General features: G+C 72.2%; 20 protein-coding genes and 2 pseudogenes. 9 read left to right on the forward strand and 13 right to left on the reverse strand.

Translation table 11 applies throughout. The annotated features are described in order from the left end of the window. Positions 1-11: 11 nt before the first annotated feature. From ABZU99_RS07980 to ABZU99_RS07995, 4 genes are read right to left on the reverse strand one after another with little or no spacing between them, the layout of a single operon-like run. Entirely contained in the window at positions 12-803 is a 792-nt protein-coding gene (locus tag ABZU99_RS07980) for a CDP-alcohol phosphatidyltransferase family protein (protein WP_356043850.1), read from the reverse strand. Beyond that, entirely contained in the window at positions 769-1,842 is a 1,074-nt protein-coding gene (locus tag ABZU99_RS07985) for an iron-containing alcohol dehydrogenase family protein (protein WP_355940738.1), read from the reverse strand. Before ABZU99_RS07985 ends, ABZU99_RS07980 begins: the two co-directional genes overlap by 35 nt. Beyond that, on the reverse strand, positions 1,830-2,567 hold the full coding sequence (locus ABZU99_RS07990; protein WP_355940735.1) for a phosphocholine cytidylyltransferase family protein: 738 nt from the start codon (positions 2,565-2,567) through the stop codon (positions 1,830-1,832). Before ABZU99_RS07990 ends, ABZU99_RS07985 begins: the two co-directional genes overlap by 13 nt. Continuing rightward, positions 2,564-4,663, reverse strand: coding sequence for a DUF5941 domain-containing protein (locus tag ABZU99_RS07995; protein WP_356043854.1), 2,100 nt, complete (start codon positions 4,661-4,663; stop codon positions 2,564-2,566). Before ABZU99_RS07995 ends, ABZU99_RS07990 begins: the two co-directional genes overlap by 4 nt. Before the next feature lie 347 nt (positions 4,664-5,010). Here ABZU99_RS07995 and galE point away from each other — a divergent pair, with 347 nt between their 5' ends. The 3 genes from galE to idi all read left to right on the forward strand — a co-directional run bounded on the left by galE (position 5,011) and on the right by idi (position 7,707). Continuing rightward, positions 5,011-6,006, forward strand: a complete 996-nt coding sequence (gene galE, locus ABZU99_RS08000; protein WP_356043857.1) for a UDP-glucose 4-epimerase GalE — start codon at positions 5,011-5,013, stop codon at positions 6,004-6,006. Between the two features lie 71 nt (positions 6,007-6,077). Beyond that, a complete protein-coding gene (locus tag ABZU99_RS08005) occupies positions 6,078-7,031 on the forward strand; it encodes a cation diffusion facilitator family transporter (RefSeq protein WP_356043860.1) in 954 nt (317 codons plus the stop codon). Positions 7,032-7,095: 64 nt separating this feature from the next. Beyond that, complete coding sequence (gene idi / locus ABZU99_RS08010; protein WP_356043863.1) at positions 7,096-7,707, forward strand: isopentenyl-diphosphate Delta-isomerase; 612 nt, start codon at positions 7,096-7,098, stop codon at positions 7,705-7,707. 64 nt (positions 7,708-7,771) lie between these two features. Here idi and ABZU99_RS08015 read toward each other — a convergent pair whose 3' ends face one another. After that, positions 7,772-8,275 carry an ATP-binding protein gene (locus ABZU99_RS08015; protein WP_355940723.1) on the reverse strand — a complete coding sequence of 168 codons (504 nt, stop codon included), beginning with the start codon at positions 8,273-8,275 and terminating at the stop codon, positions 7,772-7,774. A gap of 254 nt (positions 8,276-8,529) precedes the next feature. On the opposite strand from ABZU99_RS08015, the gene ABZU99_RS08020 reads away from it, so the two are divergent. The 4 genes from ABZU99_RS08020 to ABZU99_RS08035 all read left to right on the forward strand — a co-directional run bounded on the left by ABZU99_RS08020 (position 8,530) and on the right by ABZU99_RS08035 (position 13,398). Continuing rightward, positions 8,530-9,306: an enoyl-CoA hydratase/isomerase family protein gene (locus tag ABZU99_RS08020; RefSeq protein ID WP_355940720.1), complete on the forward strand. Its 777-nt coding sequence runs from the start codon at positions 8,530-8,532 to the stop codon at positions 9,304-9,306. A gap of 262 nt (positions 9,307-9,568) precedes the next feature. After that, on the forward strand, positions 9,569-10,432 hold the full coding sequence (locus tag ABZU99_RS08025; RefSeq protein ID WP_355940718.1) for a hypothetical protein: 864 nt from the start codon (positions 9,569-9,571) through the stop codon (positions 10,430-10,432). A gap of 331 nt (positions 10,433-10,763) precedes the next feature. After that, on the forward strand, positions 10,764-10,895 hold the full coding sequence (locus ABZU99_RS08030; protein WP_355940715.1) for an LPFR motif small protein: 132 nt from the start codon (positions 10,764-10,766) through the stop codon (positions 10,893-10,895). Positions 10,896-11,004: 109 nt separating this feature from the next. After that, complete coding sequence (locus tag ABZU99_RS08035; protein WP_356043869.1) at positions 11,005-13,398, forward strand: Tex family protein; 2,394 nt, start codon at positions 11,005-11,007, stop codon at positions 13,396-13,398. Between the two features lie 123 nt (positions 13,399-13,521). On the opposite strand, the gene ABZU99_RS08040 is transcribed toward ABZU99_RS08035, so the two are convergent. Next, positions 13,522-15,159, reverse strand: coding sequence for an ABC-F family ATP-binding cassette domain-containing protein (locus ABZU99_RS08040; RefSeq protein ID WP_356043872.1), 1,638 nt, complete (start codon positions 15,157-15,159; stop codon positions 13,522-13,524). Positions 15,160-15,251: 92 nt separating this feature from the next. Further along, positions 15,252-16,283, reverse strand: a complete 1,032-nt coding sequence (locus ABZU99_RS08045) for an oxidoreductase (RefSeq protein WP_355940708.1) — start codon at positions 16,281-16,283, stop codon at positions 15,252-15,254. 149 nt (positions 16,284-16,432) lie between these two features. Between ABZU99_RS08045 and ABZU99_RS08050 the strand changes: the two genes are divergently transcribed. Then, a complete protein-coding gene (locus ABZU99_RS08050; protein ID WP_355940705.1) occupies positions 16,433-17,395 on the forward strand; it encodes an FAD-dependent oxidoreductase in 963 nt (320 codons plus the stop codon). A gap of 567 nt (positions 17,396-17,962) precedes the next feature. Here ABZU99_RS08050 and ABZU99_RS08055 read toward each other — a convergent pair. Next, complete coding sequence (locus ABZU99_RS08055; protein WP_355955287.1) at positions 17,963-19,237, reverse strand: M14 family metallocarboxypeptidase; 1,275 nt, start codon at positions 19,235-19,237, stop codon at positions 17,963-17,965. A 130-nt stretch (positions 19,238-19,367) separates the two neighbouring features. Continuing rightward, positions 19,368-21,350: a Xaa-Pro dipeptidyl-peptidase gene (locus tag ABZU99_RS08060; RefSeq protein WP_355955285.1), complete on the reverse strand. Its 1,983-nt coding sequence runs from the start codon at positions 21,348-21,350 to the stop codon at positions 19,368-19,370. Positions 21,351-21,534: 184 nt separating this feature from the next. Between ABZU99_RS08060 and ABZU99_RS08065 the strand changes: the two genes are divergently transcribed. Then, positions 21,535-23,019: a M1 family metallopeptidase gene (locus ABZU99_RS08065; RefSeq protein ID WP_355955283.1), complete on the forward strand. Its 1,485-nt coding sequence runs from the start codon at positions 21,535-21,537 to the stop codon at positions 23,017-23,019. A 58-nt stretch (positions 23,020-23,077) separates the two neighbouring features. Here the strand turns inward: ABZU99_RS08065 and ABZU99_RS08070 are convergent. The 4 genes and pseudogenes from ABZU99_RS08070 to ABZU99_RS08085 all read right to left on the reverse strand — a co-directional run. After that, positions 23,078-23,392, reverse strand: a pseudogene (locus tag ABZU99_RS08070) (ABC transporter permease); the annotation flags it as partial. After that, positions 23,391-23,853: pseudogene (locus ABZU99_RS08075) on the reverse strand (ATP-binding cassette domain-containing protein); the annotation flags it as partial. The pseudogenes ABZU99_RS08075 and ABZU99_RS08070, both read right to left, overlap by 2 nt. A 36-nt stretch (positions 23,854-23,889) precedes the next feature. After that, a complete protein-coding gene (locus ABZU99_RS08080; RefSeq protein WP_355955281.1) occupies positions 23,890-24,726 on the reverse strand; it encodes a DUF4097 family beta strand repeat-containing protein in 837 nt (278 codons plus the stop codon). 78 nt (positions 24,727-24,804) lie between these two features. Beyond that, positions 24,805-25,341: a hypothetical protein gene (locus tag ABZU99_RS08085; RefSeq protein ID WP_355944414.1), complete on the reverse strand. Its 537-nt coding sequence runs from the start codon at positions 25,339-25,341 to the stop codon at positions 24,805-24,807. Between the last annotated feature and the right edge of the window lie 156 nt (positions 25,342-25,497).

Genomic DNA, 25,497 nt, shown 5'->3' on the forward strand with positions numbered 1-25,497 from the left:
AGTGCCTTCGGTCACTTGAGCCTGCTCGACGCGAGGATGGACACCAGGTGAAGAAGCGTTTGCACGATGGCGATACCGGCGAGTACCGCTACGCCCAGCCGGGTGAAGAAGATGTCACCCCGGACCAGATCGAGAATCGCGACAAACAGGATGAAAAGCGACGCTTCCACGCCACCGACCAGCCGGTGGAACTTGAGCGCCGCCGCGGCCTTACGGGCTACCGCGAGGCCCGAGGAACGCGGCACCGACGCCTCGTCCTTCACGGCCGGCAGCCCGCTGCGGGCGCGCGCCACATCCACCAGATCGGTCTCGGCCTTGATGAGGATCGCGCCGAGAGCGGCGAGCGTGCCGAGGAAGGCCCACAGCCATTCGGGGCCGCCGTCGCCGAAGACGTCCGCCGCCCGGACGCCGAACCCGACCAGCAGGGCCGCCTCGGAGAGGTAGTGGCCGATCCGGTCGAGATAGACGCCGGTTATCGAGGTCTGCTTGCGCCAGCGCGCGATCTCGCCGTCGACGCAGTCCAGCAGCAGATAGATCTGGATGAGGACGGCGCCGAGCAGCGCCCCGGCCAGGCCCGGCACCAGAAGTGCCGCGCCCGCCAGGACGCCCGCGACCACCATCAGATAGGTGAGCTGGTTGGGGGTGATCCTGGTGTTCACCAGGTACCGGTCGCAGCGCAGCGAGATCTCTCGCATGTACAGGCGCCCGGCCCAGTGCTCACCGCTCCGCCGGTCCTTCACCCCCTCGGGGTGAACGACCGGGCGGAGTTCAGCCACTGATGGCTTGACTGACTGCTTTGGCATAGTCGGCGTATGCGTCCCTGATCGCGTCGGATGAGAGGTCAAGGTGCTCGAGGATGGTGTAGCGCCCGGGGCGGGTCTTCGGAGCGAACTCCACGACCTGGACGAACTCGTCCACGGTGAAGCCGATCTCCTCGGGCAGCACGGGCAGTCCGTGCCGGTGCAACACCTCGGCCATGAACTCCGACTCCTCGTGGGCCCCGCGCAGATGCATCGCGAACGCGGCGCCAAGACCGCACTGCTCGCCGTGGCTCGCCGCGCGCTTGGGGAAGAGGAGGTCGAAGGCGTGGTTGATCTCATGGCAGGCACCGGAGGCCGGGCGGGAGTCCCCCGCGACCGACATCGAGATCCCGGTGAGCACCAACCCCTCGGCCAGCACCTGCAGAAAACCGTCCTCGCCGACGCCGCCGGGGTGGCGCAGCACGGCCTCGCCGGCCTGACGCGCCATCGCGGCCGCGAGGCCGTCGATCTGCTCGCCCTTCTCCCGGTTGGCCAGCTCCCAGTCCGCGACCGCGGAGATGTTGGAGAGGGCGTCGCCGATCCCGGAGCGGACGAAGCGGACGGGCGCCTCCCGGATCACATCGAGGTCGATGACCACGGCGATCGGGTTGGGCACTCCGTACGAGCCGCGGCCCGCGTCGTTGTCGAGGGTGGCGACCGGTGAGCACAGACCGTCGTGCGAGAGGTTCGTGGCGACGGCCACCAGCGGGAGGCCGATGCGCGCCGCGGCGAACTTCGCACAGTCGATGATCTTTCCGCCGCCCAGGCCCACGACCGCGTCGTAGTGCCCCGACTTCATGGCGTCGGCGAGCTTGATCGCGTCATCCAGCGTGCCGCCGCCGACCTCGTACCAGCTCGCGCCCGGCAGGGCCGGCGCCAGCCGCTCGCGCAGCACGGCGCCGGAGCCGCCGCTGATCGCGACGGCCAGCTTGCCGGAGGAGGAGATCCGCTGGTCCGCGAGGACCGCCGCCAGATCGTCCAGAGCGCCCGGTCGGATGTCGACGACGAGCGGCGAGGGGATGAGCCTCGTCAGTACTGGCACGCGATTTCACGGCCCTTCGCCAGGTCGTCGTGGTTGTCGATCTCAACCCACTTGACGTCGCCGATGGGGGCCACGTCGACCTTGAAGCCGCGGTTGACCAGCTCCTGGTAGCCGTCCTCGTAGTAGAGGTCGGGGTCGCGCTCGAAGGTGGTCTTCAGCGCGTCGGCGAGGTCGGCCGCGGCCTCGCCCTCGATGAGGGTGACGCCGATGTACTCGCCGGTCGCCTCGGCCGGGTCCATCAGCTTGGTGATCTTCTGGACGCCCTTGGCGGGGTCCACGACGACCTTCATCTCCTCGTCGGCGAGCTGCTTCACCGTGTCCAGGGCAAGGATGATCTTCTGCCCGTTGCCGCGCGCGGCCAGCAGGGTCTTCTCGACGGAGACCGGGTGCACGGTGTCGCCGTTGGCGAGGATCACGGTGTGCTTGATCGCGTCACGGGCGCACCACAGAGAGTAGGCGTTGTTCCACTCCTCGGCCTTGTCGTTGTCGATCAGCGTGAGCTTGAGGCCGTACTTCTGCTCGAGGGCCTCCTTGCGCTCGTACACGGCCTCCTTGCGGTAGCCGACGACGATGGCGACCTCGGTCAGGCCGACCTCCGCGAAGTTGCCGAGGGTCAGGTCGAGGACGGTCGTGTCGCCGTCGACAGGCACCAGGGCCTTGGGGAGGGTGTCGGTGTAGGGACGCAGACGCCGTCCGGCGCCGGCCGCCAGCACGAGGCCGATCATGCGGGTTCTCCTGTTTCGTCGTGTACGGCGGGTGCTCCGGAGGACACCCAGAAGCGGATGCTCTCGATGAGCACCGCCAGCGCGAGGGCCGCCGCGAGAGCGGTCAGCGCGATGGTGAAACCTTGGTTCTGCTCGTACAGCAGGGCAGCGGCGGCCGTGACCACCAGGATCCGCCCCTCGTGCCCGCCGATCGCCCGCACCAGCCAGTGCGGAGGCGCACCGGTGCCACCGCGGATGCGGTACACCGTGTCGTAGTGATGGTAGGCGACCGCGGCAACCAGTCCGAAAGCCGCCGGCAAGGCACCGTTAACCTCCGAGCGGGCCGCCAGGATCAGGATCGTGCCGTATTCGGCGGCGCGGAAGAGCGGCGGCACCAGCCAGTCGAGCGGGCCCTTGAGGGGCGCGCCGACCGCGATGCCCGAGCAGACGGCGTAGCCGAGGGCGGCCGCGGGCAAGGCCCAGGAGCCGATGTCGAGCACGGCGGCGAGCGAGAGCAACAGCGCGGCACCGAACGCGGCCAGGCCGGGCGCCCGGTACGGGAACGCCCCGCGGCCGGACGCCTTGGCGACCAGCTCGGCCAGGGGCCCGGAGTCGGCGAGGTCCGCCAGGGCACGCGCGGCCCGGTCCGTACGCCGGGCCCGGCGGGTCAGCGAGCGCAGCACCCGGCCGGCGGTGGTGTAGCAGGCGGCCAGCGCACAGCCGATGAGCAGCACGTAGAAGGTGATCCGGGGCGTGGTCAACGCGGTCAGCACGGCGATCATCGCCCAGCGCTCACCGATCGGCAGCACGATCATCCGGCGCAGCCAGACCGTCCAGCCGACGCTGTCGAGGCGGTCGGAGAGGGCGGCGGTGGGGCTGGTGTTGGCGGTGGCGTCGTGGCTGGCCTCGTTGAACGAGAAGTCCACGACATGGCGGCAGGTCTGCAGCACCATGGCGCCGAGCGCGAGCGCCCATACGTCATCGCCACCGCCGGCCCGGGCGGCGCCGAGGGCGAGGCCCGCGTAGTAGGCGTACTCCTTGGCCCGGTCGAACGTCGCGTCCAGCCAGGCGCCGAGCGTGGAGTACTGCAGCGAGTAGCGGGCCAGCTGGCCGTCGGTGCAGTCCAGCACGAACGAGGCGATCAGCAGCACCCCGGCAGAGATGAACCCGGGCCGGGTGCCGGTGGCGGCGCAGGCCGCCGCGACGATGGCGGTGAGCAGGGAGGCGGTGGTGACCTGATTCGGGGTCAGCCCGCGCCGGGCGCACCAGCGGGCGATATAGCGGGAGTAGGGGCTGACGCAGAAGGTGGTGAAGAACCCGTCCCGCGACTTGACGGCGGTGCGCAGCCGCACCTTCTCCTCGTCCACGGCGTCTGTGGCCGCCCGCGCCTGCGCCCGGGCGTCGTCGTCCACGGGCACGGCGGCGACGAGCACCCCGAGCTCGGGCCGGTGCGGGGGGACGCCTTCGGCGTCGAGGAGAGCGGCGATGTCGTCCACGAGAACGCCGGTGCCGGTCGCCGGTCCGTCGGCCGCGGAGGCCGGGCTCAGCATGGCCGCGTGGCCGGCCTCGGCCGTTTCGGCACCGGAGGGGGTTGCTGCGTCGAGCGCGTCGGCAATGGCCACGTCCTGTCCGGCGGCGCCGGTACGCGTGGCTACGCCCGCACGCGGCTGCGCCCGCTCGGCGCTTCCGGCGGCTGGGACCACGTCGGCCGAGGTCGAGCCCTCCGTTGCCGGGGCCCGGCCCGGCGTGGCCGCGTGGCCGGCCTCGGCCGACGCCGGGCCGGCGGAGCCGACGGCCGGAGCGGGAGCCCCGACGGGCGAAGCGGGAGCCCCGGGGGCCGAAGCGGGAGCCCCAGGGGCCGAAGCGGCCCCCGGCACCCCGTCCACCCACGCGGTGGCGGTGGCAGCCGCCACCGCGCGGACCAGCGCCGGGCGAGCCTCGGGCTGGACGGTGAGCGCACCGGGGGCGGCGGCGGCGGGGAAGCGGGGGTCGGTCAGGGTCAGGCGCAGGGCGTGGACGTGGCCGACGAAGCGGGGATCGACGAGGGCCACCCGCTCGCGCACCGGGACGGCGGCGAGCTCCGCCCCCACCGCGGTGGAGGCGGCCGCCGTACGCACGTCAAAACCCAGCGACCGCAGGTCGTCCTCGAGAGACGAGCCGGCGACCGGCGCACCGGTGAGAATCGCGGTCGACAGACGAACTCACTCCTTGGCAACTGACATGGCGGCCACACCGGGCTGGCGCTGGCCTGGGCCCTCTGGGCAACGGGCATCGCACGCCCCAGCCCCGCGTGGGGCGGGCGGCACGTCGGCAGAGGCTATCGGATCGATGGAAGCGCCCGTTCACCGCACATTCACCACACGATCGAGGGAACGAACGCTTCCGCGCGCCGACGATCATCATGGTGGATGGCGACAGCCCCCGACAAACGGCCGTCGCCACCGCCGATGGATAGGGTGCGGGCATGACATGGCTGATCACAGGTGGTGCCGGATATATCGGGTCGCATGTCGTGCGGGCCATGGCCGAGGCGGGTGAGCCGGTGGCCGTGCTCGACGATCTGTCCAGCGGCGCCGAGCAGCGACTGCCCAAGGACGTCCCGCTGGTGCGCGGGTCCACGCTCGACCGTGAGCTGCTGGACCGTACGTTCGCCGAGCTGGGCGTGCGCGGTGTGGTGCATCTCGCGGCGAAGAAGCAGGTCGGGGAATCCGTGGAGCAGCCGCTGCGCTACTACCGCGAGAATGTGCACGGGCTCACGGTGCTGCTGGAGGCGGCGGTCGCGGCGGGCCTCGAGAGCTTCCTCTTCTCCTCCTCCGCCGCCGTCTACGGCATGCCCGATGTGGAACTTGTCACCGAGGACACTCCGTGTCTGCCGATGAATCCGTACGGTGAGACCAAGCTGGCCGGGGAGTGGCTGGTCAGGGCGGCGGGCGCGGCCCACTCGCTGTCGACGGCGTGTCTGCGCTACTTCAATGTGGCCGGTGCGACCCGCCCCGAGCTGGCCGACACGGGAGTGTTCAACATCATCCCGATGATGTTCGAGCGGATCACCCACGGCGAGGCCCCGCGGATCTTCGGCGATGACTACCCCACCCCGGACGGCACCTGTATCCGCGACTACATCCATGTCGAGGACCTGGCCTCCGCGCATCTGGCCGTGGCCCGTCGGCTGGCCGAGCGGGCCGCGCGGCGGGAGCCGGGCGACCTCACCGTGAACATCGGCACCGGACAGGGCGTCTCGGTGCGCGAGATGGCCGACCTGATCGGCGAGATCACCGGCCGCCCGGAGCTCGCTCCGGTCGTGGAGCCGCGCCGGCCCGGCGATCCGGCACGCGTCGTCGGATCGACGGAGCTGATCGCCAAGGAGCTGAGCTGGAGCGCCCGGCACGAGGTGCGCGCGATGGTGGAATCGGCGTGGGAGGGGTGGTGTCTGCACCACCCCGAGGCCCGGCGCGGCTGACCGGGCCCGCGGAGCGCCGCCGTAGTTCACTGGTGACAGGGGATCGCGGCGCGGGAGGAGGCCGTCCGCACATGGGCCATGCGCACACGGGCCGTACGCACCGGGGCGCGGATCACCGCCACGGCCGCGCCCTCGCCACCGCGGGCGCCGCCCATCAGTGGCGGCTGCGGATCGCGCTGGGCATCACGCTCACCGTGATGGCCGTGGAGATCGTCGGCGGCCTCCTGGCCGACTCGCTCGCGCTGCTGGCGGACGCGGGCCATATGGCGACGGACGCCCTGGGCCTGGCCATGGCGCTGCTGGCGATCCACTTCGCGGGCCGTCCGCCGAGCCCGCGCCGTACGTATGGCTTCGCCCGCGCCGAGATCCTGGCGGCGCTCGGGAACTGTCTGCTGCTGCTCGGAGTCGGCGGCTACATCCTGTACGAGGCGGTGCTGCGGCTCCTCTCCCCCGCCGCCACCGAGGGCGGGCTGACCCTCGTCTTCGCCGCCATCGGCCTGGCGGCGAACGCGGTATCGCTGGCCCTGCTGATGGGCGGGCAGCGGGAGAGTCTGAACGTCCACGCCGCGTTTCTGGAGGTGCTGGCGGACGCGCTCGGCTCGGTCGCGGTCCTGGTGTCGGCCGCGATCATCCTGACGACCGGCTGGCAGGCGGCCGACCCGATCGCCTCGCTGCTGATCGGCCTCATGATCGTCCCGCGTACGTACCGGCTGCTGCGCGAGACGCTGAACGTCCTCCTGGAGGCGGCGCCGCGGGATGTGGACATGGAGGCCGTACGCGCCCATATCCTGGCCCTCCCCGGCGTCGAGGGCCTGCACGATCTACACGTGTGGACCATCACCTCGGGTATGCCGGTGCTCTCCGCGCATGTGGTGGTCAGTCCCACAGTGCTGGGTTCCGTCGGCCACGAGCGGATGCTGCACTCCCTCCAGGGCTGTCTCGGGCAGCACTTCGACGTAGCTCACTGCACGTTCCAGCTGGAACCCGGAGGGCATGCCGATCACGAGGCAAAGCTGTGCCACTGACCACGCCCGGGGGCACATATGCGGCAGACTGGGACGCTCACGAGTCGGAACTATGAGGATGGTCATGCCGATCACACCCCCCAACGGCCGCTCCGCCGAGACCGCCGCGCCCCCCGCGCCGGACGGTTCCACGGAACCGATCATGCTCGAGCTGGTCGACGAGGACGGCACCACGATCGGCACCGCGGAGAAACTCTCCGCACACCTCGCGCCCGGCCGGCTGCACCGGGCGTTCTCCGTCTTCCTCTTCGACGACCGGGGGCGACTGCTGCTTCAGCGCCGGGCACTGGGCAAGTACCACTCCCCCGGCGTCTGGTCGAACACCTGCTGCGGCCACCCCTACCCCGGCGAGTCGCCGTTCGTGGCCGCCGCCCGGCGCACCGGTGAGGAGCTGGGCGTGGCGCCCGCGCTGCTGCGCGAGGCGGGCACGGTCCGCTACAACCACCCGGACCCGGCCTCCGGGCTGGTGGAGCAGGAGTACAACCACCTCTTCGTGGGACTGGTCCGACAGGCCCCGCGCCCCGACCCGCGCGAGATCGGCGAGACCGCCTTCGTCACCCCCGAGGAGCTGGGGCGGCTGCGCACGGAGGGCCCGTTCTCGGCGTGGTTCATGACCGTGCTGGACGCGGCCCGCCCGGCGGTCCGCGAGCTCACGGGGGCGGCGGCGGGCTGGTAGCCCCCGGCCGATGGCCCGCGCCGCGGTCATCGCGGCGGTCGGCGCCGCGTCGACCCGGGCCTCGCTATGGGGCGAACCGCGGCTGACACGGTTTTAAGGGCAGCGCGGCCCAGACGGCCTTGCCGCCGCTCGCCGTGTGGTCCACGTCGTAGACACCGCCCGCCTCCTCCGCGAGCACCTGGACCAGTAGCAGTCCCCGCCCGCCGGTCCGGCCCTGGTCCGCCATCAGGGCCACCGGCCGGTACGGGTGGTTGTCCTCGACGGCCACCCGCACCCAGTCCTGGTTGATGGAGACCTCCACGGCGATCTCCGGGGAGAGCAGCGCGGCGTGCCGTACGGCATTGGTCACCAACTCGGAGACGATCAGGAGCAGATTCTCCACCAAATCGTCATGGGCGGGCACCCTCTGATTGATCAGCAGGTCTCGCACCGCGTGCCGGGCCTGCGGCACGGAGGAGTCGACGGCCGGGGCGGTGAACCGCCACACACCTTCGTAGTCGACCGGGTCGACCGGCCTGCGGGGCGGGGCATGTCCCGGTTCGGAGGGAACTCTCCCGACGATCTCCATGTCCGATACCCACCCATCGCCACGGTTCGACCACTCCCGTCGAGTGTTGGGAGTGCTTTGGTACGGACCGACGAAGTGACTACAACTTATCGCTTATCGACCGCTTTTGATCGTTGGCGTATGCCACCGTCACGCGCTCGACTGATCCTGCTCGCCTGGATTCCGACCATGGTGCCTATTCCTTGACCGGGCAGGCGACGGGTGCCTGACGCCCCCGCCGGGGACCTTCGCGCCGCCCCGATACGATCCGCCGCATGGAGCCCTGCCTGCAGCACACCCTCGCCGACGGCATAGCGACCGTCGTCATCAGCAATCCCGCCAAGCGCAATGCGATGACCCCGGACATGTGGCGCGCACTGCCCCCGCTGCTGACCCGGCTCGCCGCCGACCCCGCCGTACGGGCGCTGGTGCTCACCGGCGACGGCGACACCTTCTGCGCGGGCGCGGACATCGGCTCCCTCAGCTCGACGTACGAGGAGACCACCGGGATCGCGCTGCCCGCCGAGGAGGCGCTGGCCGCCTTCCCCAAGCCGACGCTCGCCGCGGTGCGCGGCTACTGCGTGGGCGGCGGCTGCCAGCTGGCGGCCGCCTGCGATCTGCGGTTCGCGGAGGAGGACGCCCGTTTCGGGATCACCCCGGCCAAGCTGGGCATCGTCTACTCCCCGGGCTCCACCCGCCGGCTTGTGGAGCTGATCGGCCCGGGCGCCGCCAAGTACCTGTTGTTCTCGGGTGAGCTGGTCGACACCGACCGGGCACTGCGCACCGGCCTGGTGGACGAGGTGCTGCCGGCGGGTGGGCTCGACAAGCGGGTCGGGGAGTTCACGCGGGTGCTGGTGAGCCGGTCGCAGCTCACACAGGCGGCGGCGAAGGAGTTCGCGACCGGGCCCGCCGATCCGGGCCGGGTGGCGTACTGGCAGGAGCAGGCGCGAGAGAGCGGGGAGGCCGGCGAGGGCATCGCCGCCTTCCGCGGCCGCCGCGCCCCGCGCTTCGGATGGACCCCGCCGACGGGGTGGACGCCGCCGGTGGACTGATCGCGCCCGACGCTGGGGCGGGGGCCGGAACCGGGGGCGGGAACCGAGACGGGAACCGGGGGCGGGGGCAGGAACCGGGACGGGAACCGGGGGCGGGGGCGGGAACCGGGGCCGGAACCGGGGGCGAAACCGGGACGGGAACCGGGGGCGGGAACCGGGGGCGGGAACCGGGGGCGGGAACCGGGGGCGGGAACCGGGGGCGGGAACCGGGGGCGGGAACCGGGGCTTCCGGACATACCAACCAGTCGGTAACGTGTGGCCCATGACCTCACTCCCCGAGCGCGCCGCACGCCGCTGCCACACCGTCGTAAACCCGCTCCACTCGGCCGTCTACTTCGCCCCGGACTATGCGAACGAGCTGGCCCAGCTGGGACTGGAGGAGCGCGGAGCCGTCTACTTCGTCGGCCGCGCGGCCGCGTTCGGCCGGGTGGGCGCGGGGACCGTCACCGCGACCTTCTACAACTTCAAGCACGAGATGGTCGCCCGCCATATACCCGCCGCGTGGGACGTGGTCTCCCCCGAGGCCGCGCTGGAGGCCCGGCTGCGCGCGGCCGACTCGGTGCTGCGGCGGGTGCTGGGCGAAGACGCCATCGCCTCCAAGGAGATGGCCGAGGCCGCGGAGCTGGCGCTGCGCGCCACCGAGGCGTGTTCGCGCTACGCGCGCCCCCTGTACGCCGCCCACGCCGATCTGCCCGTCCCCGACGCCCCGCACCTGGCGTTCTGGCACGCCGCCACGCTGCTGCGCGAGCACCGCGGGGACGGCCACCTGATGACGCTCGTCCGCGCCGGCCTCGACGGCGTGGAGGCGCTGGCCAGCCACGCGGCGAGCGGCAAGGGCATGTCCCCCAAGTGGGTCCTGAGGACCCGCGGCTGGAGCCCCGAGGAGTGGGCGGCGGGCCAGGAACGGCTGCGCGAGCGCGGCCTGCTCACCGCCGACAACGAGCTGACGGACGCGGGTACGGAGCTGCGCCAGGCGCTGGAGGACGAGACCGACCGACTGGACGCGGCACCGTACGAGCACCTGGGCGCGGCAGGCGTGGCTCGGCTGACGGAGCTGGCCGGAGCCTTCACGAAGGCGGCCATGGAGGGTGGCGCGTTCCCGGCGAACCTCATCGGCAAGGGCTGAGCCTGGCACCTCCCGACGGCCCGCCCCACCGAGCCCGGCGCGGACCGCGACGGGCCGGACCAGGCGGAACGGGGAAGGGCGGTGCCGCCGCGCCACGCGGGCCAGGTGCCGCCAAGCGCGTCCCCGCGAACGGCTGACGTGATCGAGAGAGTGCGCCCGGGGTTTGCCACCCGTCTCGCCGGATACCCGACTGTCGTGCGCGATCGGCCGCCCCTCACCGGGCGCCCCAACCGCGCGCCGCGTACGCCGGCGCCTGCCCGTGCTCCGCGTGCGTACGGCGCCCGGCGGCTGCCGGTCCGACGCCAATCCGACCCGACCTGAGGAGGCCCTTGTGTTCCGCGCCGTCGCCGATGTGCTCCGAGCCATTGGATCCACGCTCGCCGCCGTCGTGACCTTGCCTTTCCGTGCGGTGGCCCGTCTCTTCGGCGGAGCCTCGGACTCGACCCGCCGCAGGCACGTCTGACACCCGTCTCCGACTCTCCCGGCCCGCCGGAATACGTCGGCCGCGACCGCTTCGTCAGTGCCACCTGCCACAATGCAAAGGCAGTGCAGACCGAAAGCGGAGCGTGATCGTGACGACGTCCATCGAAGGCAGGATCGCCGAGGAACTCGGCGTACGGGAACGGCAGGTCAAAGCCGCCGTCGAGCTGCTCGACGGCGGCTCTACCGTGCCGTTCATCGCGCGCTACCGCAAGGAAGCGACGGAGATGCTCGACGATGCGCAGCTGCGCTCCCTGGAGGAGCGGCTGCGCTATCTGCGGGAGCTGGAGGAGCGGCGCACCGCGATCCTCGACTCGGTCCGTTCGCAGGGCAAGTTGGACGAGGCGCTGCAGGCGCAGATCCTCGCCGCCGACTCCAAGGCCCGGCTGGAGGACATCTACCTCCCCTTCAAGCCGAAGCGGCGCACGAAGGCGCAGATCGCCCGCGAGGCCGGTCTGGAGCCGCTCGCGGACGGGCTGCTCGGTGACCCGACCGTGGAGCCGACGACCGCCGCGGCGGCCTTTGTGGATCCGGAGAAGGGCGTCGCGGACCCCGCCGCCGCGCTGGAGGGCGCGCGGGCCATCCTCACCGAGCGGTTCGGGGAGGACGCGGATCTCATCGGCGACCTGCGTGAGCGCATGTGGTCGCGCGGCCGGGTCGTCACCAAGGTGCGGGAGGGCAAGGAGGAGGCGGGCGCGAAGTTCGCCGACTACTTCGACTTCGCCGAGCCGTTCACCGAGCTGCCCTCGCACCGGGTGCTGGCGATGTTCCGCGGCGAGAAGGAGGAGGTCCTCGACGTCACCCTGGAGCCGGAGGAGCCGTCCGACGAGCCCGGCCCCACGTCGTACGAGCGGTCCATCGCCCGGCGCTTCGGCATCGCGGACCGGGGCCGTCCGGCCGACAAGTGGCTGGCCGACGCGGTGCGCTGGGCCTGGCGCACCCGCGTGTTGGTGCACCTCGGCATCGATCTGCGGCTGCGGCTGCGGCAGACCGCCGAGGACGAGGCCGTCCGTGTCTTCGCCGCCAATCTGCGCGATCTGCTGCTCGCCGCCCCGGCGGGCACGCGCGCCACGATGGGCCTGGACCCCGGTTTCCGTACGGGCGTGAAGGTGGCGGTCGTCGATGCGACGGGCAAGGTGGCCGCGACCGACACGATCTACCCGCATGTCCCCCGCAACCAGTGGCACGAGGCCCTCGACAAGCTTGCGCGGCTCGCGCGGGAGCACGATGTCGAGCTGATCGCGATCGGCAACGGCACGGCGTCCCGCGAGACCGACAAGCTCGCGGGCGAGCTGTGCGAAAAGCATCCGGAGCTGAAGCTCACCAAGGTGATGGTCTCGGAGGCGGGCGCCTCCGTGTACTCCGCCTCGGCCTTCGCCTCGCAGGAACTGCCGGATCTCGATGTCTCGCTGCGCGGCGCCGTGTCCATCGCCCGTCGGCTCCAGGATCCGCTCGCGGAGCTGGTCAAGATCGATCCGAAGTCGATCGGCGTCGGTCAGTATCAGCACGACCTGTCCGAGGTGAAGCTCTCGCGCTCGCTGGACGCCGTGGTCGAGGACTGTGTGAACGGTGTCGGGGTGGACGTCAACACCGCCTCCGCCCCGCTGCTCAGCCGGGTCTCCGGCATCGGCAGCGGACTGGCGGAGAACATCGTCGCCCACCGCGACGCCAACGGCCCCTTCCGCAGCCGTAAGCGGCTCAAGGACGTGGCCCGGCTCGGCCCCAAGGCCTACGAACAGTGCGCGGGCTTCCTGCGCATCCGCGGCGGCGACGACCCGCTCGACGCGTCCAGCGTCCACCCCGAGGCATACCCGGTGGTGCGGCGGATGGTCGCCGAGGCGGGCGGCGAGGTGAGCACGCTGATCGGCAACACGGCGGTGCTGCGGGGCCTGCGGCCGGGCGACTTCGTGGACGACGCCTTCGGGCTGCCGACCGTCACCGACATCCTGAAGGAGCTGGAGAAGCCGGGCCGCGACCCGCGCCCCGCCTTCAAGACCGCGACCTTCAAGGAGGGCGTCGAGAAGATCGGCGACCTCACGTCGGGGATGATCCTGGAGGGCGTCGTCACCAATGTCGCGGCATTCGGCGCGTTTGTGGATGTCGGCGTGCATCAGGACGGTTTGGTGCATGTGTCCGCGATGTCCAAGACGTTCGTCAAGGACCCGCGGGATGTGGTGAAGCCGGGCGACATCGTGCGGGTGAAGGTCCTGGACATCGACATCCCCCGCAAGCGCATCTCGCTGACGCTGCGTCTGGACGACGAGGCGGGCGCGGCACCCAGCGGCGGCCGGGACCGAGGCGAGCGCGGCGAGCGCGGCGAGCGCGGCCCGAAGCGCGGTGCCCCGCAGCAGCGCCAGGGCGGCAGCCGTGGCTCCTCCCGCGGCGCCCAGCGCGGCGGCGGCGGTGGCCGCGACGCGGCCCCGGCGAACGGCGCGATGGCGGACGCACTGCGGCGGGCGGGTCTGCTGGACCCCAAGAAGCGGTAGCCCTCCGGACGATGCGGTGCCGGTCGCGGTGCCGGCCCGGACGGCCGGCACCGCGACCGGGGCGGCCCGCAATCGGCCGCCCCGCCGGGGCGCGCCGTCCGGATCCCGCCGTCCCGGCAGCGCTCACGCTTCGGTGACGTGGCCGTTCGTCACCTGGAGACGGCGGGTGGTGTGGACCGCGTCGAGCATGCGGCGGTCGTGGGTGACCAGGAGCAGAGTGCCGGTGTAGGAGGCCAGGGCCGACTCGAGTTGCTCGATGGCCGGCAGGTCCAGGTGGTTGGTGGGCTCGTCGAGGACCAGGAGGTTGACCCCGCGCGCCTGGAGGAGCGCCAGTGCCGAACGGGTCCGCTCCCCCGGGGACAGCGTGGCGGCGGGCCGCAGCACATGGTCGGCCTTGAGGCCGAACTTGGCCAGGAGCGTCCGTACGTCGGCGGGCGCCAGCTCCGGCACCGCCGCGCCGAATGCCTCCAGCAGTGACTCGCGCCCGAAGAAGAGCGCGCGTGCCTGGTCGACCTCGCCGACCACCACACCGGGGCCGAGCGCCGCCGCGCCCGCGTCCAGTGGGAGGCGGCCGAGGAGGGCGGCGAGCAGGGTGGACTTTCCGGAGCCGTTCGCTCCGGTCACCGCGACCCGGTCGGCCCAGTCGATCTGGAGGTCGACCGGGCCGAAGCGGAAGTCGCCGCGCCGTGCCTCGGCGCCGCGCAGGGTCGCCACGACCGCGCCCGCGCGCGGCGCCGCGGCGATCTCCATCCGCAGCTCCCACTCCTTGCGCGGCTCCTCGACCACGTCCAGCCGCTCGATCAGCCGGTCGGTCTGGCGTGCCTTGGCAGCCTGCTTCTCGGTGGCCTCGACCCGGGCGTTGCGCCCGATCTTGTCGCCGTCGGTGGCCTTGCGGCGGGCGTTCTTGACGCCCTTCTCCATCCAGGCGCGCTGGGTGCGGGCCCGGGCCTCCAGGGTGGCGCGGGTGTCCGCGTATTCCTGGAAGCGTTCGCGGGCGTGGCGGCGTGCCGTCTCCCGCTCCTCCAGGTATGCCTCGTAGCCGCCGCCGAAGAGATTCACCCGCTGCTGGACAAGGTCGAGTTCGAGCACCTTGTCGACCGTGCGGGCGAGGAATTCGCGGTCGTGGCTGACGAGCACCGTACCGGCGCGCAGTCCGCCGACGAAGGTCTCGAGGCGCTGGAGTCCGTCGTGATCGAGGTCGTTGGTGGGCTCGTCGAGCAGGAAGACGTCGTACCGGGAGAGGAGGAGCGAGGCGAGCCCGGCGCGCGCCGCCTGTCCGCCCGAGAGGCCGGTCATGGGGCGGTCCAGGGAGACGTCGAGCCCGAGCGAGGCGGCGACCTCGTCGGCCCGCTCGTCGAGGTCGGCGGCGCCCAGGGAGAGCCAGCGCTCCAGGGCGGTGGCGTAGGCGTCGTCCGCGCCGGGCGCGGCGTCGACGAGTGCCTGGGTGGCGGCGTCGAGCTCGGCCTGCGCGGCCGCGACCCCGGTACGGCGGGCCAGGAACCCCCGTACGGTCTCTCCCGGCCGCCGCTCGGGCTCCTGCGGCAGGTGACCCACAGTGGCGTGCGGCGGGCTGAGGCGTACGGCCCCCTGATCGGGGTCGGTGAGGCCGGCAAGCAGGCGCAGCAGGGTGGACTTGCCCGCACCGTTGACGCCGACAAGCCCGATGACTTCGCCCGGGGCGACGACGAGGTCGAGCCCGGAGAAGAGGGTGCGGTCGCCCTGTGCGGCGGCGAGGTCCTTGGCGACGAGAGTGGCAGTCATCAGAGGGCCGATCCTAGTCGCCGTCGGCTGCCGCCTGCCGTGGATTTTCCCTCGCCCGGACGGGGCCGGGGCGCCACCCGCGGACCACCGGCCTAGCGGACCACCGGCGTCACCAGGACCGCGTCGCTCGTGCGGGCCACCACGAACGACTGGCCCCGCACCGCCCGCGCCTCCAGGGGAATCCGATGGACCCCCGGCTCCAGCCAGGCGTCGAAGAGCTCATGCGCATGCGCGCGGGAGAGTCGGTCGAGCCGGTGGGCGACCAGCCGGACCCGGCACTCGGAGGTCACCTCCACCACCGCCTCGCCGCAGCCCATCGTGAGGCCGACGAGGCGGCGGCGGTCGTAGGGGGTGCGGTCCAGGGCCTGTTCGACCTGGGCGACGAGCAGGGGGACGATGGGGGCGAGCGCGGTCACCAGGACGGCCTGGGAGCGCGCGGCCGCGAAGGCGTCCCGTACGGCGTCGCGCTCCTCCTGGCCCACCGTCCACCCGAAGACCACCGCGCCGTACTTCCGCAGCTCCTCAGCGAGCGCCCCCACCGCGTCGAGGGTGATCTCGGCGCCGATGCCGATGCGCCGCAGCGCCGCGGCGAGCTTGGCGAGGACGGCCGCGCGCTGCCCGATGAGCAGCACCCGCGGGCCGGCCGGGACCTCGTGGGCGCCCTCGGCGAGCAGCAGCCGCTCCAGGGCGGCGCGGTACTGCTCGCCGCGGAAGCGGTACGGGCCGATGCCCTGGTAGCCGTTGAGGTCGACGTCGGGGCTCTCGTCCGTCTGCCAGACGAAATCCCGCCAGACGAAGTCCGCCCCGTCCCGTTCGATCACCGCGGTGACGGCCCCGCACTCCAGCCCCTCGCACTCCGGGCAGCCGTAGATCACGAACCGGCCGCCCTCCAACGGCGCGTCGCTCTCCAGCAGCAGCCTGCGGACCTGCTCCGGGAAGATGGACGGGCCGAGGTCGGAGGCGAGCGGCGAGACCGCGTCGAGGTCGGCGAGGCGCCGCAGCAGCGGCCGGCCGTCCACCACGAAGTCCAGGAAATCGCGGTGCATTTGGTACGTGCCATTGGTCAGGACACCGCCGGCGCGCACCGCCGGCACCAGCCCGAAGGTCACGTACGTGGGGGTCATGCCCCAAGTATTCCCACTTTGCGGCACCACGACTGCGACTCGCCTGCACAGCGGCACAAGGGATGAATCCGGAGCGCGGGGCCGGTCTGGCGGGCCAGTGCCGTGGAGGGGCCGGCGGGCCCCCTCCACCCCGGCGATAACCTCCGCACATGACATGCGATGCGATCGTCGTCGGCAGTGGGGTCATCGGCCTGACCAGCGCCATCGTGCTCGCCGAGGGGGGTCGGCAGGTAGCGGTGTGGAGCCGGGAACCGGCCGGGCGCACCACGTCGGCCGTGGCCGGAGGGCTGTGGTGGCCGTACCGCATCGAGCCGGAGGAGCAGGTGACGATCTGGTCCGTACGGACGCTGCACACCCTGACCGCACTGGCCCAGCGTCCCGCGGAGACAGGGGTCCGGCTGGTCGAGGGGACACAGGCGGGCATCGGCACCGGGAACCTGGGGGCGTGGGCGGCGGCCCTGCCGGGGCTGCGGCAGGCGCGCCCCGACGAGCTGCCGGACGGCTTCGCGGTGGGCCTGCGGGCCCGCGTCCCGCTGGTCGACATGCCGACGTACCTCGGCTATCTGCGGCAACGGCTGGAGGCCGCGGGCGGAACGGTCGAGGAACGGACCGTGACCTCACTCGCCGAGGCCGGCCGGGCCGCACCGCTCGTCGTCAATTGCACGGGCCTGGGCGCGCGGGAGCTGGTGCCCGACGCCGAGGTGCACCCGGTGCAGGGGCAGCTGGTGGTCGTGGAGAACCCGGGCGTGGAGGAGTGGCTGGTGGCCGCGGCTCCCCACTCGCCGGACACGCTGTACGCGCTGCCGCAGCCGTACGGCCTGGTGCTCGGCGGCACCGCGCGGGAGAACGCCTGGAGCCTGGAGCCGGATCCCGCGACGGCGGAGGCCATCGTGGCGCGTTGCGCCCGCGTCCACCCCAAGGTGGCGCACGCCCGCGTCCTGGCCCACCGGGTGGGGCTGCGGCCGGCGCGGTCGCGGGTGCGGCTGGAGACGCAAGAGTTGCCGGGCGGCGGGCGCTGCGTCCACAACTACGGCCACGGCGGCGCGGGCGTCACGGTCGCCTGGGGCTGCGCCCGCGACGCCGCCCGCCTCGGCGGTCTCGCGGTGGAATGACGGCAGCGACGGCTGCTGCCCTCGGCCCGTACGCCGCCCGGGCCCGGCAGCGCGCCGGGCAAACTCGGTGGCCCGGACCGGACAACCGACCGCTCCTGGCACCGTCCGGACGGCCTACAGGCCGGGCGGGCAGGGCAGTTGCCCGCCGTCACGGCGAGGCCGGACGGCGGGACTGGCCCGACGGGGTGTCCGCGGGGCGCGGATGGGCCGCGGCGGATGGGCCGCGGCGGATGGGGCGCGGCACGCGGCGGGCGGGGCCCAGCCCATCCGATCCGGCGTCGCCCCGCAGGGCTACGGCGCCTTGGTCGCCGGGGCCCGGTCGGCCCGGACGCCCGCCTCGGCGGGGTTGGCTGAGGCGTCCGAGCCGTTCGTGGAATCCGGCTCGGCCGGCCCCGGCCGAGCCGGCGGCCCCGGCCGGGGCCGCCGGGCCGATGCGGATCTCCAAGTCGCCGTCGTACTTCTCGTGCGTTCGGTTACCCCAGCACCCGGAGACACATGCCACCGGCCCGGCGGGCCGGTGCTCCGACGTGCTCTCCTGCCCCTGTCCCGCCCGCGCGGCCCCGCGTGTCAGCAGGTGTCCACCGGCCGCCCGGCGGTGAGGTGGAACGTGGAGCGGCCGTCCAGCAGCAGCGGGACGAGGGCACGGAGCGGCTGGCGCAGCGGTACGAGGACGCCGCCGCCCTGGCCGGGCCCGGGACGCACGGTCACCCCGTGCAGGGCGAGTTCGTCCTGCACCTTGCCGTACTGCGCGGCGTCCAGCCGGTAGCCGCACGGCGGGTCCTTCAGGATCGCGTCCGCACCCGCGGGGTCGTTGTCCGCTCCCCCGAGGTAGACCGGGCCCCGGTCCGCGTAACCGGCCAGCCGTGCCGCCGTGGTGGCGGCCTCGATCCGGGTGCGTCGCCGGTCCGCGAAGCGGAAGGCGCCGTCCTTCAGCGCGGCGAGCTGGGAGCCGACCCGGCGCCGGTTGTTCAGGGCGGGATCTGCCTTCTCGGCGTCGCTGAGCGGGTCGACGCGGGTTTCGACGAGCAGGCCGACGGAGTTCTTGACGCCCGCGGTGTTCCGCAGGATCCGCTCCTGGCCGTCGCCCGCGACCTGCTTGACCGGCTCGCCCGTCTCGGGGTCGGTCCAGATGCCGTACACCCCGGTGCTGTAGCCCGCGGCCTCGGTGCGCGGCCGTACGTAGTCGTCCGACAGGATCCGCGCCTCCTGGCGCACATCGCCCGCGGTGTTGAGGTTGCGCGGCCACAGGGCCAGCAGGTCCTTCATGTAGTACGGGACGGTGGCCCCGTACTCGTGCAGGTCATAGACCGTATCCGGCCGCCAGTCCCGGATGACGGCCGCCATCGCGCGGCCCTCGGCGGTGGTGAGGGCGATGTGGTCGCGGTTGATGTCCACGCCCTGGGCGTTGCCGCGGGTGTCGGCGGCTCGGCCGTCGGGGTTGACGGTCGGCACGACGAGCACGGTGGTGCGCTCCAGGAAGCGGCGCATGCGGCGGTCCTTGGAGTAGGCGAGGTCGCGGATGGTGGTCAGGCAGGCTTCGCGCCCCGAGGGCTCGTCGCCGTGCTGGGAGCAGATGAGCAACAGCGAGTTGCCCCGGGCTGCCTCGGCCGGATCGGCAGGCGCGGCTGGTGCGCCGATCCGCACCAGCCGCAGCGGCCGCCCTTGCGCGGTGGCCCCGATCCGGTCGACGGCGACGCGCGAGCTCGCCTTGTCGACCGCCGCGAGGAAGTCCGTCTCCTCCCCCTGTGTGGTCCACCGCGCCCCGTGGCTGACCTCGAATCCGGTCCGCGGCGCCCGCACCTCGGCCCGCGCGGGCCCGGTGAGGAACGACCCGGTCAACAGGACGCCGACAGCGCCACAGGCGGCGGTGCGGATGAGGGGTGATGACGAGAACACGTGCGGGCCTCCTCGGTCAGGGGGTGGGGGACTGCGCGGGGTGGCGGGGCCTGGCCGGCGGGGCCGGCTCGGTCCGTCAGTCGTGCGCGGACGCGAACGGGATCGGCGGCTGCTGACGCGGGGCCCGTACGCCCTTCAGGGGCGAACCGGCGCCCGTGTGCCGACCGGAGGCCGAGGTCTTCGGCGCGCCGCCCACCAGTGGGAGACGGGCAAAGGTGCGGGGCAGGTCCACCGTCAGGCGGGGAGTGGTGGACGGCGGTTCGAGGAGGCCCGCGTCAGTGCCGGCGATGATCAGGGCGAGCCGGTGGCCGGCCGGGACGACATGGTCGGTGGCGGCCAGGTCGAGGGTGAGGGTGTACGCCCTGCCGGGCATCAGCGGGCGGCCCGTGCCGTCGCCCGCGTAGTGGCCGAGGTCGGCCCAGCCGCGGCTGAAGACCGTGTAGTCGACGTTCGCCGTGTCCGCCGCGGTCTCCTTGAAGCAGGCGCTGTCGCCCGCCGTACTGCTGCCCCAGCAGGTGCGGCGGTCAAGGGTGACGATCCCCTCACCGTCCCCGGTGTAGTCACGGATGGTGGCCGGGCCGAGGTCGACCAGGACCGCCGAGAGATGGGCGCTGGTGGTGGAGGGCGTGGCGGTGACGGTCACCGTGCCGGAGCCGGACAGCCGCAGGTCCTTGGTGAGCGGACCGGTGGTGAAGCCCGCCTTGTCCGGGGTCGGGGTGTCGATACGCGCCGCCCAGTCCGCCTCGCTCAGCCGGGGGTCGTCGGTGAAGGACGCGGTCGCGCCGGGCTCGGCCCGCTGGGTTCCCAGGACGCCAACGCCGGGGTCAGCGCCGTCGCGAGGACGCAGGATGGTCTGCCGGCCGGCTGCCGGGGGCCAGACGCGATCGGTTGACCACTGGTCCGGGCCGCGTTCGACATCGGCCATCGGCTCGCGCTCGATGCCGTTGTCGATGCCGAGGAGGTAGTGGTCGAACCAGCGGTGCAGGGTGCGCACCCACTCGCCGCGCCGGAAGTCGAAGGGATCGACATGCCCCGTCCCGGAGAGCCAGATCTTGCGCTCCACACCGGCGTGCGCCAGCGCGTTCCACCACTGCCCGAGGTGCTTGGTGCGGACGTTGAGGTCCTGCGCGCCGTGCACGGCGAAGACGCTGGCCCGCACCTTACGGACGTCGGGTACATAGTCGCGGGCGCTCCACAGGCCGGTCCAGTCGCCGTTGCGCGGGGCGCCGTCGATGAGACGTTTCTGTACGGCGGCGCAGCGGGCGTGCGCGCCGTCGCTCTCGACGGTGTCCGAGAGGCCGTCGGGGCCGGAGTCGAAGAGCGCGGCGCCCTTGGCGAAGTAGTAGTCGTACCAGGAGGAGATGGCGCCGATCGGCACGACGGTCTTGAGCCCCTTGACCCCGGTGGCGGCCACACCGTTGGCGATGGTGCCGTCGTAGCTCTTGCCGATCATGCCGGTGACGCCGTTGGACCAGCTCGCCTTGACGGCCGTGCCACCGGTGCGGGCGGTGTATGCCCTCGCCCGGCCGTTCAGCCAGTCGACGACGGCCTTGGCGGACTGGATGTCGGACCGGCCGCCGATGTCCACACAGCCGTCGGAGCGGTTGGTCCCGGCGAGGTCGACCAGGACGGTGGCGTAGCCGCGCGGCACGAAGTAGTTGTCGTAGAAGAGCGGGAACAGGAGGGGATTCCCCGCGGCGTCATAGGTCTTGGTCTGGTGCTCGTTGCCGCGCCCGCAGCAGGAGTAGTACGGACTGGCGTCCATGATGACGGGGATCCGGCGGCCCTGCTGCGCGGGTTCGCGCGGCCGGACGATGTCGACGGCGACACGGTCGGTCCTTCCGTCCGTGTCGCCGTCGATCGTGGTGTCCACCCATACGGACTCGCGTATGGCGTCCTGGTAGGAGTACACGGGTCTGCTCTCCCGGGCGGTGGCGGCATGTGCGGCCGGTGTGCCGAGCGGGGGCAGCAGCGATATGGCGGCGGCGACCAGTGCGGTGACCGCCGACAGGATGAGTGTGGTCCAGGGGATCCGGGGTTTCCGGCTCTGTAGCAGCACGGGCGGACGGTAGCGCGAGTCAACTCCCGTACAGAAGAGGGCGACAGCGTGGTGTGAGGGGCCGCAGGGGCCGGCGTGTCGGCCGGATGTCGATTACATGTCAGGTGCCCCGATGGACGGCAGACAAGGACAGGGAGTACATAGGGTCGCCAGTGATCGTTCTCCCCTACGAGTTGGAGGACTCGTGCGTCACCACAGACTCCTCGTCCCGAGCGCGGCCGCGGCCTGCCTGCTGCTGGCGATCCCGGCCTCGGCAGCCGACGCCACGCCGGGCGCCCCCGGCATCGGAGACTCCTACTACCCCTCCTACGGCAACGGCGGGTACGACGTCTCCCACTACGACCTGCGGCTGAAGTACCAGCCGAAGACCGATGGGCTGGAGGGCACGGCCACGATCGTGGCCACCGCCAAGCAGGATCTGTCCCGCTTCAACCTCGACTTCGCGCTGGATGTGAGCGAGGTGCTGGTGGGCGGGAAGAAGGCGGGATTCACGGCGACCGGCGACCATGAGCTGGAGATCACCCCCGCCGCGCCGCTGGACTCGGGCAAGTCCTTCACCGTGGTCGTGCGCTACCGCGGTACGCCCTCCAAGGTGGTGGCGAGCGGCTTCACCTCCTGGCTGCGCACTCCGGACGGCGGGATCGCCGCCAATGAGCCGGAGTCGGCGTGGTGGTGGTTCCCGAGCAATGACCATCCGCTCGACAAGGCCACCTATGACGTCTCGGTCGCGGTGCCGGACGGAACGCAGGCGATCAGCAACGGCACACTGCAGTCGACCGGTTCCAAGCTGGGCTGGACCCGCTACAACTGGCGCTCCAGCAAGCCACAGGCGCCATATCTGGCCACCCTCGCGGTCGGTAAGTTCGACATCACGACCGACACGACCGCCAATGGTCTGCCCGTGATCAACGCGTACAGCAAGGACCTCGGGGCCAATGAGGGCGCGGCGCGGGCCAGTGTGGAGCGGTCGGCGGAGATCGCCGACTGGGAATCCACGGTGTTCGGGCCCTACCCCTTCGACGCGCTGGGCGGCTATGTGCCGAACGTGCCCACCGGATACGCGCTGGAGACGCAGACCCGGCCGTTCTACAGCCCGAAGGGATTCGCCAAGGGCGCCAACACCTCGCTGATCGTCCATGAGCTGGCCCATCAGTGGTTCGGCGACAGCGTCTCGGTGAAGGACTGGCGCGACATCTGGCTCAACGAGGGCTTCGCGAGCTATGCGCAGTGGCTGTGGTCGGAGAAGGAGGGCGAGGGCACGGCGCAGGAGCTGGCCGACTACACCTATGCCTCCTACCCGGCGGACGATCCGTTCTGGACGGTGAAGCCGGGGGATCCCGGGGCGGAGAACCAGTTCCATGACGCGGTGTACGACCGCGGGGCGCTGGCCTTGCAGGCGCTGCGGAACCGCATCGGCGACAAGGACTTCTTCACGATCCTGAAGGGGTGGACGGCCGAGCACCGGTACGGGAACGCCGCGGTGCGCGATTTCGTGAACTACGCGGAGAAGGTGTCGGGGAAGCCGCTGGGCGCTCTCTTCGAGACCTGGCTGTTCCAGCCGTCCAAGCCGACGGCGGCCGAGGCACGGACGGCAGCGGTGGGCAAGGCTCCCGCCCAGCCCAAGTCGTGGAAGCGGATCCAGGCGACGCACAGCACGCACGCCCGCTAAGCCCGCCGGGCCCCCGCCGGGTCCGCCCAGGACTCCGGCGGAGGCTCCGCCATGCCTCCTAGCGCGCCGCGTCACGATTGAAGGCCGCCCGCGCCCAGAGGTAGCGGACCACGGTGAGGACCACGCACCAGACGAGCGCGGTGATCGCGCTGTTGCCGATCGGCGTGCCCATCAGCAGGCCCCGCAGTGTCTCGATGATGGGGGTGAACGGCTGGTACTCGGCGAACCAGCGCAGCCCGGTCGGCATGGAGTCCGTGGGGACGACGGCGCTGCCCATGAAGGGGAGGAACTGGATCGGCAGGGGGATGTTGCCGGCGGACTCGGGGGTCTTGGCGACCAGGCCGATCGCCGCCGACATCCAGGTGAGCGCCCAGGTCGAGTTTGCGCCGCATGCCGCCCGAGAAGGTGGCGGCGGGCTTGGCCGCCGCCTCGGCCAGATCGAAGCGGCGCAGCAGTTCGGCGGCGCGCCGTCGCCCTTGACGGCGGTCCAGATGGTGCAGATCCGCCATGAGGAGCAGGTTTTCCTCGGCGGTCAGCAGATTGTCGACCGCCGCGAACTGGCCGGTGACGCCGATCGCTGCGCGTACGGCATCGGGATGGCGGACCGCATCGTGGCCCGCGATCCGCGCCCTGCCGCCGCCGGCCGGGATGAGCGTGGAGAGGATCTGGACGGTGGTGGTCTTGCCCCGCGCCGTTGGGTCCGAGCAGAGCGAAGACGGTGCCTTCGGGGATGTGCAGATCGATGCCGTCGAGCACCAGCTTGTCGCCGTAGGACTTGGTTAACCCGGTGGCTGTGATGGCCGCCGGAAGGGCGGCCGTGGAGGTCGCGGTCATGGTGGTCATATCTCTTCCGTGGCGGGGATGGCCGGGTCAGGAGCGGCGGATCACGATGTCGCCGATCCCGGTGCGGGCGCGGATCTCCACGGTCTCGTCGGAGGCTCCGGGGGCCTCCGACGGGCCGAGGGAGTTGTGCACGGCACCGAGACGGGTGTGGACGTCGAGCCAGGCGGCGGTGGACTCCCGGATGCCGACTTCGAGATCGCCCGAGGCGGCCTGGAGCACCACCTGGCCGCGCACCACCTCGCCGATGCTGATGGGGCCGTTGGCGGACTTGGCGTCGACTCCGGCGTGCGCGACCCCGACGGAGATCCGGCCGTTGGAGGAGTTCGCCCGCAGATCGCCGGTGATCTCGCCGATCACGGTCTCGCCGTTGCCGTTCTTGACAATCGCCGCGCCCGCTATCGACTCGATGGCGACCCGGCCCGCTCCGGTGATCTCGGCGTCCCCCGCCACCCGGTTGACGCGGATGTCACCGTGGGCGGTCTTCAAGTGCACGGCCGCTGCCTCGTCCACCTGGAGGTCGCCGACCGATGTCTTGAGCCGGCATTCCCCGAGAGGGCCCTCACAGGAGAAGTCCGCCAGCCCCGAGATCGCCAGGATGTCCGATCCGGCCGGCAGCTCGATGGTCACGTCGAGCGAGCCGCTCTTACCGAACAAGGAGCGCTTCTTCGGCCCCCTGACCAGCAGCCTCCCGCCGGAGCAGGTGACATTGGTCTGCTCCGCCGCCCGGACGTCGGCCTCCTCGGCGCCGTCGCGCGGCAGCACCTCGACGACCGTGTCCGTGCGCTTGCTCGCGATGATCCGGGCGGCGCCCACCTCGATTTCAAGGGTGACGGAGAGCTGTTCTGGGGTGTCGAAATTGGGCATGGCTGTCCCGTCCTCATGGCTGTGATGCGCGTTCCCGCTGGTGGCGCGGGTGGGATAAGAAGTGGTGCGCTGTGCGGGCTAGCGGACCCAACCCTTGTAGCTCTGCTGGCCCCGGGGGCGGGCGCGGCCGGGCGGGCGACCGCGGTCGCCCGGTTCCAGTGCGGCGGCGACGGCCCGTACCAGCCAGGCGTTGACCGAGAGGCCTTCCTGCCCGGCGGCGTCCTCGACCCGGGTCTTGAGGTGGGCGGGGAGCCGGAAGTTGATCCGTGCCGTACCGCCCTCGTCGCCGTCCGAGGGAGCGGGCGGTATGGGCGCCCGCGCGCCGGTCGGCGCGCTCTCGGGCTCCGCCGCTTCCTCGTAGGACACCTGGGGCAGCGGTGGCGTCACCACGAACTCGGGGTCGAGCCCCCGCAGCCGTACGTCGACCGAGCCCGGTGCCAGGTCACGGGTGACCTCGTCCATGGCGGCGGACAGCGCGTTCAGCAAGGTGAGCCGGGTGGCCGACTCCAGGGGGGTGGTGAGCCGCTCGGCCAGGGCGCGGGCTTCGTCTCCGCCCGCGTCCGCGGCGACCGCGAGCTCGTGCCGGAGATGGTCGACATACGGCGTGAGGTCCATGACGCCATGATGGCACATGGATGGCGCCACGTCGAGCCATCATGGCACCAAGTGGCGCCACGCCACTTGGCATTACGCACACAGCCATGTGTCGATGCAGGGCCGAGCCGTCCACCCGGCGGGACAAGTACACCCGGCCACGCCGGGCACGACCGG

Origin of the sequence: Streptomyces sp. NPDC005266 (assembly GCF_040607655.1) — a bacterium.
GTDB lineage: Bacteria > Actinomycetota > Actinomycetes > Streptomycetales > Streptomycetaceae > Streptomyces.

Excerpts from the sequence above, each read along its gene's own strand:
- ABZU99_RS08050 (WP_355940705.1), top strand. The coding sequence starts at position 16,433 with ATGACATGCGATGCGATCGTCGTCGGCAGTGGGGTCATCGGCCTGACC.
- ABZU99_RS08025 (WP_355940718.1), top strand. The coding sequence starts at position 9,569 with ATGACCTCACTCCCCGAGCGCGCCGCACGCCGCTGCCACACCGTCGTA.
- galE (WP_356043857.1), top strand. The coding sequence starts at position 5,011 with ATGACATGGCTGATCACAGGTGGTGCCGGATATATCGGGTCGCATGTC.
- ABZU99_RS08085 (WP_355944414.1), bottom strand. The coding sequence starts at position 25,341 with ATGGACCTCACGCCGTATGTCGACCATCTCCGGCACGAGCTCGCGGTC.
- ABZU99_RS08015 (WP_355940723.1), bottom strand. The coding sequence starts at position 8,275 with ATGGAGATCGTCGGGAGAGTTCCCTCCGAACCGGGACATGCCCCGCCC.
- ABZU99_RS08080 (WP_355955281.1), bottom strand. The coding sequence starts at position 24,726 with ATGCCCAATTTCGACACCCCAGAACAGCTCTCCGTCACCCTTGAAATC.
- ABZU99_RS07990 (WP_355940735.1), bottom strand. The coding sequence starts at position 2,567 with ATGATCGGCCTCGTGCTGGCGGCCGGCGCCGGACGGCGTCTGCGTCCC.
- idi (WP_356043863.1), top strand. The coding sequence starts at position 7,096 with ATGCCGATCACACCCCCCAACGGCCGCTCCGCCGAGACCGCCGCGCCC.
- ABZU99_RS08040 (WP_356043872.1), bottom strand. The coding sequence starts at position 15,159 with ATGACTGCCACTCTCGTCGCCAAGGACCTCGCCGCCGCACAGGGCGAC.
- ABZU99_RS08005 (WP_356043860.1), top strand. The coding sequence starts at position 6,078 with ATGGGCCATGCGCACACGGGCCGTACGCACCGGGGCGCGGATCACCGC.
- ABZU99_RS08020 (WP_355940720.1), top strand. The coding sequence starts at position 8,530 with ATGGAGCCCTGCCTGCAGCACACCCTCGCCGACGGCATAGCGACCGTC.
- ABZU99_RS07980 (WP_356043850.1), bottom strand. The coding sequence starts at position 803 with ATGCCAAAGCAGTCAGTCAAGCCATCAGTGGCTGAACTCCGCCCGGTC.
- ABZU99_RS08045 (WP_355940708.1), bottom strand. The coding sequence starts at position 16,283 with ATGACCCCCACGTACGTGACCTTCGGGCTGGTGCCGGCGGTGCGCGCC.